The sequence below is a fragment of the Stenotrophomonas sp. genome (genome assembly GCF_059505245.1).
In genome coordinates, this window is sequence record NZ_JCACKF010000015.1 from 97986 (window position 1) to 114566 (window position 16581).

The following is a 16581-nucleotide window of genomic DNA, read 5'->3' on the forward strand; positions in this document are numbered from 1 at the left end:
GGTGCGGGGGTTGTGGGCCGCCGCCGCCCCGCGGCCCCGGCCCCCCCGCCGCCCCCCCCCCCACAACACCCCCCCGCCGCCCCCCCCCCCCGCTACAAGGTGCCGGGCATAGCCCGGCAACCCCGCCTGCCTCAGAATTTCCAGCGCAGGCTGGCCGACACGAAGCGCGGCTCGCCGAAGTTGTTGTAGTCCAGGTTGGCCCAGTAGGTCTTGTCCAGCGCGTTGCGCACGCTCAGCGTCGCGGTCCAGTTGTCGCTGATGCGGTAGTTGGCGTTGAACTGCACCAGCGAATACGCCGGCTGGTTCACCGTCACCGTGCCGCCGAGCGGGTAGGCGATGTTGTAGCCCTGCACCCGGCTCTGCCACTGCAGGCCACCGCCGATGCTCAGTCGCTCCAGCGCGCCGCGCAGCTGCAGCTGGGTGTTGAGCTGCAGCAGGCCCTTGGGCGGATTGGCGTACAGCAGGTCGGTGGCGGCGCGGGTCACCTTGACGCGGGTGTAGCCGGCATTGACCGTCCAGCCCGGCAGGATCTCGCCGTTGACGTCCATCTCCCAACCGCGCGCCTTGGTGCCGTTGATGCCGATATAGGCCGAGCTGCCGTCGCTCAGCGTACCTTCCGGCACGCTCATGTCACGCACCGCGTAGTTGTCCTGCTTGGCCTCGAACACCGCCGCATTGGCGGTCAGGCGGCCATCGAACCACTGCGTCTTGATGCCCGCTTCCAGGTTCGAGCCCTGCACCGGTGCCAGCAGGTTCTCGTTGCGGTCCTTGTAGTTCTGCGGATTGAAGATCTCGGTGTAGCTGGCATAGGCCGACACGTTCGGGGTGATCTCGTAGACCAGGCCCACGTACGGAGTGACCTCATCGCTCACCTTGTATGCACCGCTGGTGCCGGTATAGGCGCCGGCAGCGTTGTACGAGCGGCTGAGCGTTTCCCAGCGGCTCAGGCGCGCACCGGCAATCAGCGACAGCGGCTCGGCCAGGCGCAGGCGGGTGGCCAGGTAGACGCCGCTCTGCGTGGTCTTGGCCACGCGGCGTGCGCCGGTGCGGGTGTAGGTCACCTCGGAGATGTCGCCGTTCCAGTTGAACACGTTGGGGATGTAGTAGCAGCGCTCACGCCCGCAGGTCGCCCAGTCGCCCGGGAAGTTCAGCGCCACGGTATTGGTGGTGCCTTCCAGGTCCGACCACTGCGCGCCGACGGTGAGGTCGTGGTCGCGGCCGAACAGCGGGAAGCTGCCGGTCAGGTAGGCATCGACATTGCGGCGGGTGTCCTTCGAATCACCGGCGGCCGCGCGCAGGTAGATGCCCGCGCCGGTCACCGGGTCCGGGTTGCCGGTGCCGTACAGGCGCACGTTCTGCACGTTGCCGCGGGTGTAGGCGGTGTTGATCTTCAGCAGCCAGTGGTCGCCGAAACGCTGTTCCAGGTTGGCGAAGGCGGTATTGCTTTCGCGCTTCCAGTAGCTCCACTTCGGCGACAGGTTGGTCGAGCGCGCCAGATGGGCGAAGTTGCCCTGGTTGTCGAAGAACGCCACGGTGCCCCAGGTCGAACCGGTCGGGTTGTTGTCCTGGGTCTGGTAGCCGACGGTAACCGTGGTGCTGTCGGTGACATCGCCTTCCAGCACCGCCATGCCGGCCATCTTGTTTTCCTTGTAGCGGTCGTAATACAGGCCACGATCGGTGTAGGCGGCGACCACGCGGCTGCGGAAGCGGCCGTCGGCGGTCAGCGGCGCGGTTACGTCGGCTTCCATGCGGCGGTAGTCCCAGCTACCGGCGCTGACCGCGAACGACGCGTCGAATTCCTTGCCGGGGCGCTTGCGCAGCAGGTTGACCGTGGCCGACGGCACGCCGGCGCCGCTGAGCAGGCCGTTGGCACCGCGGATCACTTCGATGCGGTCGTAGAAGGCGGTGTCGTACTCCTGGTTGGTCGAGCCGCTGTAGGTGGGAATGCCGTCGACCTGGAAGTCGGTGATGGCGAAGCCGCGCGCGTAGTACAGCGGGCGTTGCGTGTCATAGAAGGACACGCTGACGCCGGTCACGTTGCGCATCACGTCATTGATGCTGAACAGCGATTCGTCCTGCAGGCGCTGCAGGCTGATCGCGGTGGCCGACTGCGGGGTTTCCTGCAGGGTGATCGGCAGGCGCGTGGTACTGGCCGGCGGCGCCGACTGTTCGGCACGCACGCTGACCCGGTCCAGGGTCTTGGCGTCGGCTGCGCCATCAGTGGCGGCGAACGCGCTGGGCGTGGCCAGCAGGGTCAACGACGAAAACAGGGCGGCCGGCAGCAGCGCGCGGCGGGGCAGGCGGTTATCGAAGGTCAGGCACATGGTGGGCTCGAAGCGTGGAGGCGGGGAGGGGCGGCAACAGTCGTCCAGCACCCGGGGCGGCGGCTTCGGGCACGGTCAGGTCCGTCTGGGGGCGAGGCGCGGTCACTGCGCAGGACGCAAATGTAAATAATTCTTAACAACATTACAATTCGCGTCATTGTGCGCAGGGTTCCCGGCACGGGGCATCGCTTTCTGTAGAGCCGAGCGATGCTCGGCTGCTTTTTGCCGGAGCCGAGCATGGGCTCGGCTCTACAGGCGTAGCCTGCACAAACGCAAACGGCCACCCGAAGGTGGCCGTCCGTCTGCATCGAAAGCAAACTGCGGGCTTACAGCGCCTGCAGTTCCTCGTTGGCGTTGCGCTTTTCCTTGGCCGGCGCCGGAACCGCCGCCGGAGCGGGCGATGCCGCGTTCGCGTCCACCGGCACCTCCAGGTAGGGCAGCTGCAGGGTCTGGCTGGTCAGCGTGCGGATCTCGTTGACCAGCGCGGCGCTGTCGTTGAGCTTGCGCCCGTACGACGGCACGATCTCGCGCAGGCGGGTTTCCCAGCCGGCCTTCATCTGCTCCGGGAAGGCCTTGGCCATCAGGTCAAGCATGATCGGCGGCGAGGTCGACGCGCCCGGCGACGCGCCGAGCAGGGCGGCGAGGGTGTGGTCCTTGTCGGTCACGATCTCGGTACCGAACTGCAGCACCGGGCCCTTCAGCGGATCGCGCTTGATGATCTGCACGCGCTGGCCGGCGGTGACCAGCTTCCAGTCACCCGGCTTGGCATTGGGGAAGTACTTGACCAGTTCGGCCTGGCGGTCGGCATCGTTCAGGCGCGCCTGTCCCATCAGGTACTGCACCAGGTCCAGGTTGTCCTTGCCCACTTCCAGCATCGGGCCAACGTTGTTGTGGGTGACCGAGGAATACAGGTCCCACCACGAGCCGTGCTTGAGGAACTTGGTGCTGTACAGCGCGAACGGCCCGAACAGGACCACCGGCTTGCCGTCCAGCTTGCGCGCATCCAGGTGCGGCACCGACATCGGCGGCGAGCCGGTCTCGGCCATGCCGTAAGCCTTCACCCCATGGCGCGAGGTCACGTCCTGGCCCTGGAAGGCGAGGAACTGGCCGCCGACCGGGAAGCCGGCGTAGTCCTTCGATTCCGGAATGCCCGACATCTGCAGCAGCTTCAGTGCGGCGCCACCGGCACCGATGAACACGAAGCGGGCGTGGGTGGTGGATTCGGTGCCGGCCTTGAGGTCCTTCACCGTCACGTTCCAGCTCTTGTCGGCGTTCTGCCGCAGCGCGCTCACTTCATGGTTCAGGTGCAGGCTGAAGTTCGGGCTGCGCTGCAGGCCGGCGGTCAGCTGGCGGGTGATCACGCCGAAGTTGACGTCGGTGCCCAGCGGCATCCAGGTTGCGGCAACCTTCTGCTTCGGGTCACGGCCTTCCATCAGCAGCGGGGCCCACTGCTTGATCTGGGCCGGATCCTCGGAGTACTGCATGCCGTAGAACAGCGGGTTCTTGACCAGGGCCTGCTGGCGCTTGTGCAGGTAGGCGATGTTGTCATCGCCCCAGACGAAGCTCATGTGCGGGGTCGGGTTGATGAAGTCGCTGGGCTGGCTCAGCCGGCCCTCCTTCACCTGGTGCGACCAGAACTGGCGCGAGACCTCGAACGATTCGGCGATGCCGACCGCGCGCTTGGTCTCGATGCTGCCGTCGGGCAGTTCCGGGGTGTAGTTCAGTTCGGCGAACGCCGAGTGGCCGGTGCCGGCGTTGTTCCAGCCATCGGAGCTTTCACCGGCGACGCCGTCGAGGCGTTCGTAGACCTGGATGTTCCAGTCCGGCTGCAGTTCCTGCAGGTAGGTGGCCAGGGTGATGCTCATGATGCCGGCGCCGACCAGCACAACATCGACGGGCTTGTCGTTGCTGGCGGCGGGCACCGAGCGCTGGGTCAGCGGCCAGTACAGGAACAGCGCGGCGGCCAGCAACAGCAGCACGAGCAGGGCGAGAAGAGCCTTGCCAAATTTCTTCATGGGGGCGGGATCGTTGGCGGAGGGGAAGGGGTCAGGATGCGCGTGGGGCAGGGAAAGGGCGTGAAGAAACAACGCCTTGCATCATCCATCGGTGATTCTAACCGGATCCGGTCCTTTTTTGATGCAACGCAGCATCCGACGTTTCGCGGTGCTGCCGCATGGGCGGCAGGCGATGCCCGGCGACGGTGGGATCAGACCAGCTCAAGGATCTCGTCGCCAGCCTCATCGACCCCGCCGGTCGGGCGCCAGCCCAGGCGGCGGTAGAAGCCGTGCGAGCGCGAACGCGGGTCGGCCGAGCAGGCCAGGAACAGCCGCCGGTGGCCGGCATCGCGGGTCAGGCTGACCACTTCCTGCAGCAGCTGGCGGCCGATGCCGCGGCCCTCGTAGTCCGGCAGCAGGGCCAGCACCAGCACCTCGCCGCTGTCGCGGTCGGCGAAGCAGTAGCCGGCCATGCGCTCGCCCTCCCAGGCGACGCGGCCGATCGAATCGCCCTGGGCGATGCCGGCCGCCCAGCTGTCCACAGTGATGCCCAGCTGGGCCAGCTGCTCGGCGCTGAAGGCGTTCTCGCGGGTGCGCCCACGCAGGTCGATGCAGGCAGCGGCATCCTCGGGGCGGGCATCGCGCAGGTACACGGGCATGCCGGACATCCTTGTAATGGTCGGCCCGCCAGTATCCGCATCGCGCATGGACCCGGTGTGTAGGCTTGATGGAGATCCGATGGAGCCCCGAAAAAGGGGACGGAGGGGATTAAGCCGTATTTGCCTTGGATGTCGTATTGGCCTTAAACGACTTAATCCCCTCCGTCCCCTTTTTGCGCTGTGCGTCAGCGCTTGCGCCGGATCAATGCCGAGGATGCATCCAGCACGGCGCGGGTCAGCAGGGCCATGGTCTGCACGTCGCCCTTCCAGTGCTGCCAGTACAGCGGCACGTCTTCCCACGCGCGCTGGCGTACGTAGACCAGGCGGCCGGCGTCCAGGTGCCGCTTGACCAGCGGCAGCGGATTCATCGTCCAGCCCATGCCGCCCAGGTTGGCCTGCACAAAGGCGCGGGTGGAGGGAATCCACCAGGTCGGTGCGGTGCTGGGCAGGTCATCGCCGGCCATGCGCCGGGCAAAGCGCGACTGCATTTCGTCCTTGCGGTTGAACACCAGAACCGGTGCCTGCGCCAGTGCCTGCGCGGTCACGCCCTTGGCGAAGTGGCGTTCGCGGAATTCGGGGGTGCAGGTCGCTGCATAGCGGATGCTGCCCAGCGCGTGGATCTGGCAGCCCTGCACCGGCTCGTCCAGCGTGGTCACCGCACCCAGCACCGTGCCCTGGCGCAGCAGTTCGACGGTGTGGTCCTGGTCCTCCACGCGCAGGTCCAGGGTGGTCCCGGTACCCTGCGCGAACTGCGCCGCGGCCTGCGGAAACCAGGTTTCCAGACTGTCGTGGTTCACTGCCACCGGGATGCTGGCCTGGGGCAGGTCCTCATCCGCCAGGCCCATGCGGTGCAGCGCATCGTGTTCGAGCAGGGCGGTCTGCTCGGCCAGCTGCACCAGCAACTGGCCCTCGGCGGTCGCGGTGGCCGGGGTGCCACGCTTGACCAGCAGGCGGCCGATCCGGTCCTCCAGTGCCTTGACCCGCTGCGAGATGGCCGAGGGCGTGACATTCAGCGATTGCGCGGCGCGGTCGAAGCTGCCTTCGCGGATCACCGCGGCCAGGGCGCGCAGCTGGGCGTGATCGATGCGCATCGAATTAAGCTCCGCTAATGTTGGTTTAGGAAGTTTAGCTCGTCTTTTCCATGTTGCGGCGCGACAATGGCGCCCGTTCCGGTGCTGTCCGCCTTCGCGAGGCACCGTCCCCCAAGCAATACAAGGCAGTGAATCCCATGTTCTCGGTCATCTCCGCCAGCACCGGCCTCGGTGCCTGGTTCTCTGGTGCAGCCACCGGCATCGGCCTGTTCGCCGTGGTCGGGGCCCAGAGCGCCTTCATTCTGCGCCAGGGCATCCTGCGCAAGCACATCGTGCCGGTGGTCGCCACCTGCGCGGCCATCGATGCCATCTTCATCTTTGCCAGCGTGGCCGGCCTGCGCACGCTCACTTCAGCGCTGCCGTGGCTGACCACCGCCGTGCTGTGGACCGGTGTCGCGTTCCTGGCCTGGTATGCGATGAAGTCGGCACGCCGCGCGATCGCCGGCGGCGGTGGCATGGGCGAGGCCGACAGCGACGACGGCAGCCGCCGCGCGGTGCTGATGGCCGCGGTCGGCTTCTCGCTGATCAACCCGCACTTCTGGCTGGACATGATGGTGATCGGCTCCATCGCCGAGAACTTCGGCAATGCCCGCATGGCCTTCGCTGCGGGCGTGGTCACGGCCAGCTGCCTGTGGCTGACCGCGCAGGGCCTTGGCGCACGCCTGCTGGCGCCGCTGTTCACCAAGCCCAGCACCTGGCGCGTGCTCGACGGCACCATCGCCGTGATCCTCAGCATCCTGGCCCTCATGTTGGCGGTGCGCGGGGTCCACTGACCCGGCGCACGCCCCCCGAACCCACGTCCTGACTCTCTCTCCAAGGTAGTGGCAACGACGGCACCGGCAACGGTGCCGTCGTCTTTTCCGGCTCTGGCGGGAAACCCATTGCCCTGCCTAGAATCGGAGACCAGGACAAGGTGTCCACAGGAGCAGGGGAAGGATGCACAGGACGATTCTGGCGGCCGCACTGGCCGTCATCGGGGGCGTTGCCGCAGGCAGCGCGGGGGCGGTGGAGCTGACGCAGTACCTGCGCCGGGAGACCTTCACCGACATCAAGATCTCGCCGGGGGGCGAGTACGTAGCGGCAACGGTGCCGAGGGAGGACAGCACCGCGATCGCGATCCTGCGCCTGAAGGACAAGGAGGTGGTCGGCAGTTTCTGGCCGCCCAGCCGCAACCACGCGCAGGAATTCGATTGGGTCAGCAACGAGCGCCTGTTGATCGGCCTGGCCCAGAAGTGGGGCTCGCTCGACCAACCCAATCCCACCGGCGAACTCTATGCCATCGACGCCAACGGCAACCGCGGCGAACTGCTGGCCGGCTATCGCGTCGAAAGCAAGGGCCCGGGGACCCGCATCCAGCCGAAGAAGGTCGAAGCAGTGGCCGCCTTCCTGGCCGACGACCTGCCGGGCGACGAGCGCAACGTGCTGGTGACCGTATGGCCGCTGGCCGAGGATCCGTACACCCGCGTAGATCGCATGGATGTGACTACGGGTCGTCGCTCGCGGGTGGCGTCCTCGCCGGTACGGCGCGGCGAGTTCACCACCGACGGCGCCGGCGAAGTGCGCTTCGTGCATGGCTCGGGCAGCGACAACATCAACAAGCTGTACTTCCGCGAACGCAGTGGCGACAGCTGGAAGCTGATCAACGACGAGGCCGTCAGCAAGCGCATCGAAACCGCCCTCGGCTTCTCGGCCGATGACAGCCTGGCCTACCTCAACGTCGAGCAGACCCAGGGCCCGGACGCGATCGTCAGCTGGAACCCGCAGACCGGCGAGCGTGCCACGCTGCTGCGCGACGAGGTGGTCAATCCGTATCGCATCATCCATCGGCCCGGCACCCACGTGCCGGTGGGCGCGCTCTATCTGGGCGATACGCCGCGTACCCGGTTCTTCGACGAGAAGTCGCCGGAGGCGCGCCTGTACCGCAGCCTGGAAGCCGCCTTCGGAGGGCCGGTCTACATCACCTCCAGCACCCGCGATGGCCGTGTCGTGCTGGTGGAAACCTGGTCGGGCTCGAACCCGGGCGATTTCTACGTCTACGACACGGTGGCGCGCAAGGCTGACCACCTGATCAGCCGCAGCGACTGGATTGACGTGGACCGCAGTGCCGGCGTGAAGCCGATTGCACTGAAGGCGCGGGACGGGCTGCCGTTGCATGGCTTCCTGACCCTGCCGGCCGGCAGCAACGGCCGCAACCTGCCGATGGTGGTGATGCCGCATGGCGGTCCGTTCGACATCTTCGATTCCGGCCAGTACGACCGCGAAACCCAGATGCTGGCCGCCGCCGGGTATGCCGTGCTGCAGGTCAACTTCCGTGGGTCGGGCAATTACGGCCGGGCCCACACCCAGGCCGGTGCGCAGCAGTGGGGCGCGGCGATGCAGGACGATGTCACCGATGCCACCCGCTGGGCAATCAGCGAAGGCATCGCCGATGCTCGTCGCATCTGCATCTATGGCGCCAGCTACGGGGCCTACTCGGCGATGATGGGGGCGGCCCGCGAACCCGGGCTGTATCAGTGCGCGGCCGGCTATGTGGGGGTCTACGACCTGCCGATGATGTACACCCGTGGCGATATCCAGGACCGCGGCTCAGGCGTGACCTACCTGCGCGAATGGCTGGGTGATCCGGCCAAGCTGGGCGCGGTGTCGCCGGTGAACCTGGCCGAACGGATCAAGGTGCCGGTGTTCCTCGCCGCCGGTGGCGAAGACAAGCGTGCGCCGATCCAGCATACCGAGCGCATGGAAGCGGCGCTCAAGCGCGCCGGCACACCGGTGGAAAGCCTGTACTACAAGACCGAAGGCCACGGCTTCTACACCGAGGCGCATCGCAGCGAGTACTACGACAAGCTGCTGGCGTTCCTGGCGCGCAGCCTGGGGGGCAAGACCGCGACGACCGCGCCCGTGGCCGGCAAGGACAAGGCGCCCTGAGCCCAGTGCCTGCGGGGGAGTGGTCCCCCGCAGGCGCTGAGGTGCGATGACCGCACAGATCGTATTTGAAACAAGTTGCATGGCATATGTGCCTGCTGCGTGGGGATCATGCTTGTTTCCCCGATACGGTGTTGCCATGGCCCTCCCTGATCGATGCACACCTGTGCTTGCCCGGTGCGGAACGCTGGCATTCGCCTGTCTCGGCTTGCTGGTCCTGGACGTGCAAGCCGAGGTGGGGGAACGCTACGAGGCCGATGAAGTCGCACGCTCGCTGCTCGCTACCGGCGCGGTCCACGAGGAGGGGTTGCAGCTGCATCGATGGTTGACGGGGGCCGCGGTCGACATGCCCGCGGACGCTGAGCGCGAGGTCAGGATGATGACCCGCGCGATTGCATTGGCAACCGGGCTGACGGACAGCTGGATTGACGCGCTGTACGGTGTGGAAGCAGCGGGGTCCGAAGCGCAGGCAGCGCGGAAACTGCTGGCGGACGCCAACAGCGCTGGCGCTTCGCGCTGCATGGCGCACGGCGTCAAGCAACAGCCGGAGAATGCGCCGCTGCACGGTTATGCGTTGGAGCGCTTCGGGGACACCCCGCTGCCGGCTCATGCAACGGTTGTCGACGTTCAATACCGATGCATCACCTCCTACATTTCGGCTCACAGGGTTCTCGCGTTGGCCGCGATAGACGTGCTCAAGCAGGGGCGCCGCCCGGTAGCGGGGCAGTTGCTTGCCGATCTGCAGGCGGGCATGGCGCGTGATCGGCACTGGCCCCAGGCAGACGGTGGTGACATGCAGCTGCTTTCGTTCTGGAAGGGGCGCGCGTGGTCCGGTGATCGGCGGCTGGTCGAGGCACTCGCCAGACGGTCGATCTCCATGGACGAAGTGCGGCCCGTGGATGCAGTCGCACAGAAGGCGCTGTTCGCAGACTTCAGTGAACAGGCCCTTGGACAACCGGCCTCGGAGGAGCTGACCACCCAGATCCTGCTATGGATACCGCCCGTTCTGCGCGAGTCACTGCGCAGTGATGTGGAGGCCTATGTTGCCGCGGCAGCGGTCTCGCCCCTGCAATGTCAGCCGGTGCGAGCACAGCTCATCGACGAAGAAGGCCGGCGCGCGCGCATGGAAGTTCGATGCACGGTACCGGCGCTGGATGCCATTGCGGTGCCGGAGATGGCCGCATCCCTTCCAAAAGATGCGCTGGAACAGCACTACCGGCAGGTGTTGGGGGCGTTGCGCACGTCCATCGGCAGCGTCGGAAGTACCACCCTGATCGGCTTCACCACCCTCGGCTGGAGCGCGCATGCCCAGCGTTGGGACTTGCCCGTCGGCGCGCACGCGGCTTTGCAGGCGCGCACGCTGCTGCCGACGCCGGTGGTCGACGAGTGGGGCAAGCCGTCCAACATCAGCCGCTTCCTGCCGGACGTGCTGCGCGTGCAGAACATCGATCCTTCAGCCCTGGACGAAGATACCCGCGACAAAATCCAGAGCATGCGGCTGCAGATGGCCGACGCCATGCGTGGCGGTTGGCAATGACGTCGGGACTTACTTCACCCCGTGCATCATCTTCTTCACCAGCGGCGCGGCGATGAAGGCCGCCAACGCGCAACCCAGGCCGATCCACATCAGCAGCCAGAACAGGTGCGCGTAGGCACCGGCGGCAGCCACCATGTCCAGCGATTCGCCTTCCGGCACCTCGATCGCGGCCAGCTTGCCGAACAGCGCGGCCAGCGTTTCCGAGAATGCGGTGGCCAGGAACCAGGTGCCCATCATCAGGCTCATCACCCGCGGCACGGCCAGCTGGGTCACCGCCGACAGGCCGACCGGCGAGAGGCACATCTCGCCGCTGGCCAGCAGGAAGTAGGCCAGCACCAGCCACCACACGCTGGCCATCTCGCCGGTGGCGCCCACCTGCTGTGCGGCCAGCGCCAGCGGCACGAACGACAGCGCGCCGATCACCAGGCCCCAGGCCGACTTCACCGGCTTGCCCGGTTCCCAGCCGCGGCGGTCCATCCACGTCCACAGCGCGGCGAAGGCCGGAGCGAGCAGCACCAGGAACAGGCCGCCGAGGTAGGTCAGCGAGCCGGCGGTCTGCGGAATCACCAGGCAGTCGCGCACCAGCAGCACCAGCATCAGTACGACGATGGCGGCGAAGAACGTGCGCGGCGCGGCCGAGCCCGGGCGCCGTTCCGACAGGCGCGCGCTGACCACGAAGCCGAGCGGTGCCAGCAGCAGCGAGAGGATCGACCACGGCAGCGGCGTGCCGCCGGTGATCACCAGCGAGGGCACGATGTCCTTGGTCAGCAGGCGGTCGGTGAAGGTCACCCACGAGCCGTAGGACTGCTCGTACATCGTGAAGAACACCAGCGCCATGAAGATCAGCACCATCAGCGCGATCATCTGCTGGCGCTGCACCGGCGTGCATTTCGTGCCGGTGAACCAGGCGAACCAGACCAGCACGCCGCCCAGCACCACCAGCATCAGCATCAGCGCCAGGCTGATTTCACCGCCCAGCGCGAACGCGCCGTTGCCGGCGGCCCACATCAGCCATGCCACCGGAAGCACGCCGAGCACCGCGCACAGATAGATGAGCCATTCGCGTGGCAAGCCCAGCACCTTCTGCTTCAGCGCCGCCGGTTGCGGCGGTTCGGCATGGCCCTGCAGGTACTTCTGGCCCCACAGGAACATCGCCAGGCCGGCCAGCATGCCGATGCCGGCCGCACCGAAACCGTACTTCCAGCCGTAGGCCTCACCGAGGAAGCCACACACCAGGGACGAGAACAGCGCGCCGAGGTTGATGCCGGCGTAGAACAGCGAAAAGCCCGAGTCGCGACGCGGGTCGTCCTTGGCGTACAGCTTGCCGACAATGGTGGAGATGTTCGGCTTCAGGAAGCCGACGCCCATGATGATCAGCGCCAGCGACAGGTAGGTCACCGCCAGCGCCGAGGTGTCGCGCACCACTTCGCCGTTCACCCGGTACGCGGCGTGGCCCTCGAAGGCCATGCCGAGGTGGCCGAGTACCAGCAGGATACCGCCGAACAGCACTGCCCGGCGCATGCCCAGCCAGCGGTCGGCCAGCATGCCGCCGAACACCGGGATGCAGTACACCAGGCCACCGTAGGCACCGAGCAGGTCCAGGCCGGCCTTGTCGCCGAACAGGTGGTATTTGGTCAGGTACAGCAGCAACAGCGCCTTCATGCCGTAGAAGGAGAAGCGCTCCCACATTTCAGTGAAGAAGCAGACGTAGACGCCCTTGGGGTGGCCCAGGAAGTCGTCGGAAGCAGAGGCGGCAACGGTCATCGACGGCGGGGACAGCGGAAAGGGCGCGATTATAGGCCTCTGGGCCTGGGCAGGCAGCCGCCGGTGGATCCACGCCATGCAGGGATGGCGCTCCCCCGGCGGCCACCGCTCACAGGTATCGCAACCAAGGCAGATCGCGCCTTCGCGCTTTGAACCGCGCGAAGGCCCGCGTCGGCGGGTACAGCACCACCGCCAGCGCACAGGCCACCAGCAGCAGGCCGCTGACCGAATCCAGGGCATACAGTTCGCCATGGGTCGGCCCCCAGGCCGCCAACGCGGCCAGGTACAGCCCTTTCAGCACGTACAGGTGCAGCAGGTAGAAGAACATCGGCGCGGCGCCGATATCGGACAGCGGGCGCAGCGCACGCGCGAGGGGCGGCCATTCGTACAAGCGCAGCAGCAACAGCCCCACGCCCAGGGTCAGCAACAGGAACTGCAATGACGGCGGGTACTTGGTGACGTTGAAGATGCTCAACCACGTGCGCAGCGTAGTGGTCTGGTACGACCAGGGAGCATCCCCATACTGGTTGGCGAACCGCAGCAGCGCGAACAGGGCCAGCGCGCTGACGCCTGCCCACAGCAGCCAGCGCTGGCGCTGCTCCGGCGCGCGCGCGCGGCCGAACCAGGGCCCCATCAGATAACCCAGCGCAATCACCCCGATCCACGGCAGTACTGGATAGGAGGTGCGCAGGCGCAGCGCGCCGGCCTCGATCCAGTCGCGCTGGTGCAGCACTTTCCACAATAGCGCCAGCAGGCCATTGCCTTGCACCCGTAAGCCGTCGAACAGGTTGTGCCCGGCCACCACCGCGACCGCGACCGCCAGCAGGACGGGGCGGGGCAGCCATAGCAGCCCGGCCAGTGCGATCATGCTCAGCCCGATGGCCCAGATCACCTGCAGGTACAGCGTTTCCGGCGGCAGCTGGAAGGTCCAGGCGAAATTCACCAGGGTCAGTTCCAGCACCACCAGGACCAGCCCGCGCTTGAGCAGGAACGCAGCTGTGGCCCCGCGCGGATCCGCCTGGCGCTGGCCGTACAGCCAGGCCGACAGCCCGGTCAGCAGCACGAACACGGGGGCGCACAGGTGGGCCAGCAGACGGCAGGCGAACAGCGCAGGGGAGACCGTCGCTGCGTCCATCGGGTCGCTCACCTGGTGCTGCAGGAAGAAGGTCTCACGCACGTGGTCCAGCAGCATCAACAGCATCACGGTGCCGCGCAGCTGGTCGATGGAGGCCAGGCGGTTAGTGGGGGAAGGGGCCACGTACGAGGTTCGGTCGGCGTGACAGGATATAACATAACAATTGCGTACTTCCAGCGCGTGCTGGGCTGCTCCGACGAGCGCGCGCGTCGGCTCAGGGCAGGCAAACCGAGGGGCTCCAGCCCAGTGCCTCGTCGTAGTGGACCTGGATCGCTCGCAGGCTCCCGTCGGGGTTGGCCTTCAAGCAGAATCGGGCGCTGTGGTATTGCGTGGCGCCGGTCCTGGTGGCCGACAGCGAAACGTCGTACAGGCGTCCGGGCTGCAGTGGCATGGCCGCTTGCCTTGAAATGGCGTTGACTGGCACTTCTCCGTAGACCACGCAGGCTCCGGGTGGAAGTGGGATTGATGCGGGATGGGCAAAGTAGAAAGACCATTGCCGCCGCAGCGGTGGAGCAATTGCGTCATGCACCTCCACACCAAACACCTCCGGAGTTTTACCGATACGCTTGCGCTCTTTCTTGGGTAGTCCGAAACAGGGTTTGCCGGCGTGGTCGGTGATCTCGACTTCGCCAATGCGGCTCCAGGCAGATGCGTAGTCGCAAAGCGGCATCAGGCAGATCAGGGTCACGAGAGCCACGACCGGTGATTTGATCGGGCGGATCCGCAGTGGGTTGTTCATCGGGCGGCTCAGCGTCATCGGTTCAGATCATGAACACGATGCACGGGGCGTTGAGGCACTTCAAACGATGATGGCTGGAATGCTGCAGGACTGGTTGGCCTGGCCCCTGCAGGACAAGAGACCGCGAGGCCCGGCAGCCGTCCGGGATGTGCCCCATGCGCTTGATGCGTTGGCCGAGTTTGGCCAGAAGCGACTATCTCACTGCCGACCTGGCCGCAACCCTCCCGAACCGCACTGGACTTGCCGCCCCCTGAACGCTAGCGTGGCAGGGATTTTTTGCCAGCAGGGGCTTCCATGAACCACGACACTGCGCCCAAGCAGCTCACCTTCCGCGCAGTGGCCCTGGCCATCGTGCTGGCGGTGGTGCTGTCGGCCGCAAACGCCTACCTCGGTCTGTTCGCAGGCCTGACCATCGCCACCGCCATTCCCGCCGCGGTGATTTCCATGGGCGTGCTGCGCCTGCTGGGCGGTGGCTCCATCCTCGAGAACAACATCGTGCAGACCGGCGCCTCGGCCGGTTCGTCGATCGCCGCCGGTGTGATCTTCACCATCCCCGCGCTGGTGATCATGGGCTACTGGCCGGACTTCAAGTACTGGTGGGTGCTGGGCATCGCCGGCCTCGGTGGCCTGTTGGGCGTGCTGTTCTCGGTGCCGCTGCGCCGTTCGATGATTGTCGAAGACCCGCTGCCGTTCCCGGAAGGCAAGGCTGCGGCCGAAGTGCTCAAGGCCGGTGAGAACCCGGGCCCGGGCCTGAAGATCCTCGGCCTGTCGGCGGTGATCGGTGCCTTCGTCAAGCTGGCCGCGGAAAGCGGCATGCGCCTGATTCCCGATGCCTGGGCCACCTCGGCCTACGTCGGCAGTTCCAAGGTCACCGCCTTCATCGGCACCAACCTGTCGCCGGCACTGCTGGGCGTGGGCTACATCGTCGGCCTCAACGTCGGCATCGTGGTGGTGTCCGGCTCGATCCTGACCTGGCACATTGCCATCCCGATCTACCAGGCGTTCTTCATGAACACCGACCCGGCGCTGGCCGCGTCGGTTGCCGCTGCCTCGTCCACCGAGGCCGCGTTCGCCATCTGGGGCGCGAAGATGCGCTACCTGGGCGTCGGTGCGATGCTGATCGGTGGCATCTGGACCCTGATCTCGCTGCGCAAGTCGCTGCTCAACGGTGTCAAGAGCGGCTTTGCCGCCGCCCGCAAGAGCGGTGGCCCGGTGCTGGCGCACACCGAGCGCGACCTGCCGATGAAGTGGATGCTCGTCGCCCTGGTGGTGTTCGTGCTGCCGCTGCTGGCCCTGTACCAGGCCATCGTCGGGCAGTGGCACGTGTCCATCCCGATGACCCTCATCATGATCGTCGCTGGCTTCCTGTTCGTCTCGGTCTCAGCCTACCTGGCTGGCCTGATCGGCTCGTCCAACAACCCGGTTTCGGGCATCACCATCTCCACCATCCTGTTCGCTTCGGCCGTGCTGGTGGTGCTGCTGGGCAAGGATGGCCTGCAGCCGGTCGGCGCCTTCGGCGCGCCGCTGGGCGCGGTGGCCGCGATCATGATCGGCGCGGTGGTGTGCTGTGCTGCAGCGGTCGGCGGTGACAACCTGCAGGACCTCAAGGCCGGTTACATCGTCGGTGCCACCCCGTGGAAGCAGCAGCTGATGCTGGGCATCGGTGCGTTCTCCTGCGCGCTGATCATGGCCCCGGTGCTGAACCTGCTGGCCACCGCCTACGGCATCGGCGTGAAGTCGGAGCTGCACCCGAACGCGCTGGCCGCGCCGCAGGCCAACCTGATGGCCTCGGTGGCCAAGGGCCTGTTCGGTGGTGAACTGCCGTGGACCTTCATCGGCATCGGTGCCGTGGTCGGTGCCGCCATCATCGCGTTCGACAGCTGGCTGAAGTCGCGCAACGCCCGCTTCCGCGTGCCGGTGCTGGCCGCCGCCATCGGCATCTACCTGCCGCTGGAACTGATGGTGCCGATCTTCCTCGGCGGCCTGATCGCCTACCTGGTCGAGCGCTTCCACAAGGTGCGTGCCGATGACGAAGAAGGTCGCGACCGCGTGCACAAGCCGGGCGTGCTGTTCGCCGCCGGCCTGATCACCGGCGAAGCGCTGATGGGCATCGCCATCGCGATTCCGATCGTGGTGAGCAGTCGCGCCGACGTGCTGGCCGTGCCGTTCCACCTGCCGGGCGCACAGTGGATCGGCCTGGCCGTGCTGTTCCTGGTCGGCTGGCTGATCTACCGCACCGGCAAGCGCGCCATGGCGTAAGGGTTGGGGTCGGATCCCTTCCCGCAGGGAAGGGCTCTGACCCCGGGTTGACAGCGTCTGGGGTCAGAGCCGATTCCGTCGGAATCGGATCCGACCCCGGTGTCCCCACAAACCGCGCCACGGCGCGGTTTGCTTTTTCTGGCGGCGGGGCCGCGCC

11 protein-coding genes are annotated in these 16581 nt (G+C 66.8%); 4 read left to right on the top strand and 7 right to left on the bottom strand.

The features are described 5' to 3' along the window. Window positions 1-131 precede the first annotated feature (131 nt). From AC5JLE_RS06305 to AC5JLE_RS06320, 4 genes are all read right to left on the bottom strand, one after another. Window positions 132-2324 carry a TonB-dependent siderophore receptor gene (locus AC5JLE_RS06305; RefSeq protein ID WP_496065129.1) on the bottom strand — a complete coding sequence of 731 codons (2193 nt, stop codon included), beginning with the start codon at window positions 2322-2324 and terminating at the stop codon, window positions 132-134. A gap of 326 nt (window positions 2325-2650) precedes the next feature. Continuing rightward, window positions 2651-4339, bottom strand: a complete 1689-nt coding sequence (mqo, locus tag AC5JLE_RS06310) for a malate dehydrogenase (quinone) (RefSeq protein ID WP_046429482.1) — start codon at window positions 4337-4339, stop codon at window positions 2651-2653. 191 nt (window positions 4340-4530) lie between these two features. Then, window positions 4531-4977: a GNAT family N-acetyltransferase gene (locus AC5JLE_RS06315; protein ID WP_014646343.1), complete on the bottom strand. Its 447-nt coding sequence runs from the start codon at window positions 4975-4977 to the stop codon at window positions 4531-4533. 185 nt (window positions 4978-5162) lie between these two features. Further along, window positions 5163-6068 (bottom strand): LysR family transcriptional regulator ArgP, encoded by a 906-nt coding sequence (locus AC5JLE_RS06320; RefSeq protein ID WP_049406408.1) that lies wholly within the window; start codon window positions 6066-6068, stop codon window positions 5163-5165. Window positions 6069-6205: 137 nt separating this feature from the next. Here AC5JLE_RS06320 and AC5JLE_RS06325 point away from each other — a divergent pair, with 137 nt between their 5' ends. The 3 genes from AC5JLE_RS06325 to AC5JLE_RS06335 all read left to right on the top strand — a co-directional run bounded on the left by AC5JLE_RS06325 (window position 6206) and on the right by AC5JLE_RS06335 (window position 10527). Beyond that, entirely contained in the window at window positions 6206-6841 is a 636-nt protein-coding gene (locus AC5JLE_RS06325; protein WP_005415673.1) for a LysE/ArgO family amino acid transporter, read from the top strand. A gap of 163 nt (window positions 6842-7004) precedes the next feature. Continuing rightward, a complete protein-coding gene (locus AC5JLE_RS06330) occupies window positions 7005-8993 on the top strand; it encodes an alpha/beta hydrolase family protein (protein ID WP_496065130.1) in 1989 nt (662 codons plus the stop codon). A 136-nt stretch (window positions 8994-9129) separates the two neighbouring features. Beyond that, the gene (locus tag AC5JLE_RS06335; RefSeq protein ID WP_146257705.1) at window positions 9130-10527 is read left to right on the top strand and encodes a hypothetical protein; all 1398 of its coding nucleotides are present in this window, start codon (window positions 9130-9132) and stop codon (window positions 10525-10527) included. A 9-nt stretch (window positions 10528-10536) separates the two neighbouring features. On the opposite strand, the gene AC5JLE_RS06340 is transcribed toward AC5JLE_RS06335, so the two are convergent. From AC5JLE_RS06340 to AC5JLE_RS06350, 3 genes are all read right to left on the bottom strand, one after another. Beyond that, a complete protein-coding gene (locus AC5JLE_RS06340) occupies window positions 10537-12291 on the bottom strand; it encodes a peptide MFS transporter (protein WP_496065131.1) in 1755 nt (584 codons plus the stop codon). Window positions 12292-12400: 109 nt separating this feature from the next. Next, complete coding sequence (locus AC5JLE_RS06345) at window positions 12401-13549, bottom strand: acetyltransferase domain-containing protein (RefSeq protein WP_049406414.1); 1149 nt, start codon at window positions 13547-13549, stop codon at window positions 12401-12403. Between the two features lie 91 nt (window positions 13550-13640). Beyond that, a complete protein-coding gene (locus AC5JLE_RS06350) occupies window positions 13641-14183 on the bottom strand; it encodes a hypothetical protein (RefSeq protein WP_234413132.1) in 543 nt (180 codons plus the stop codon). 276 nt (window positions 14184-14459) lie between these two features. Here AC5JLE_RS06350 and AC5JLE_RS06355 point away from each other — a divergent pair, with 276 nt between their 5' ends. Further along, window positions 14460-16424 carry an OPT family oligopeptide transporter gene (locus tag AC5JLE_RS06355; RefSeq protein WP_241884125.1) on the top strand — a complete coding sequence of 655 codons (1965 nt, stop codon included), beginning with the start codon at window positions 14460-14462 and terminating at the stop codon, window positions 16422-16424. Window positions 16425-16581: the final 157 nt, after the last annotated feature.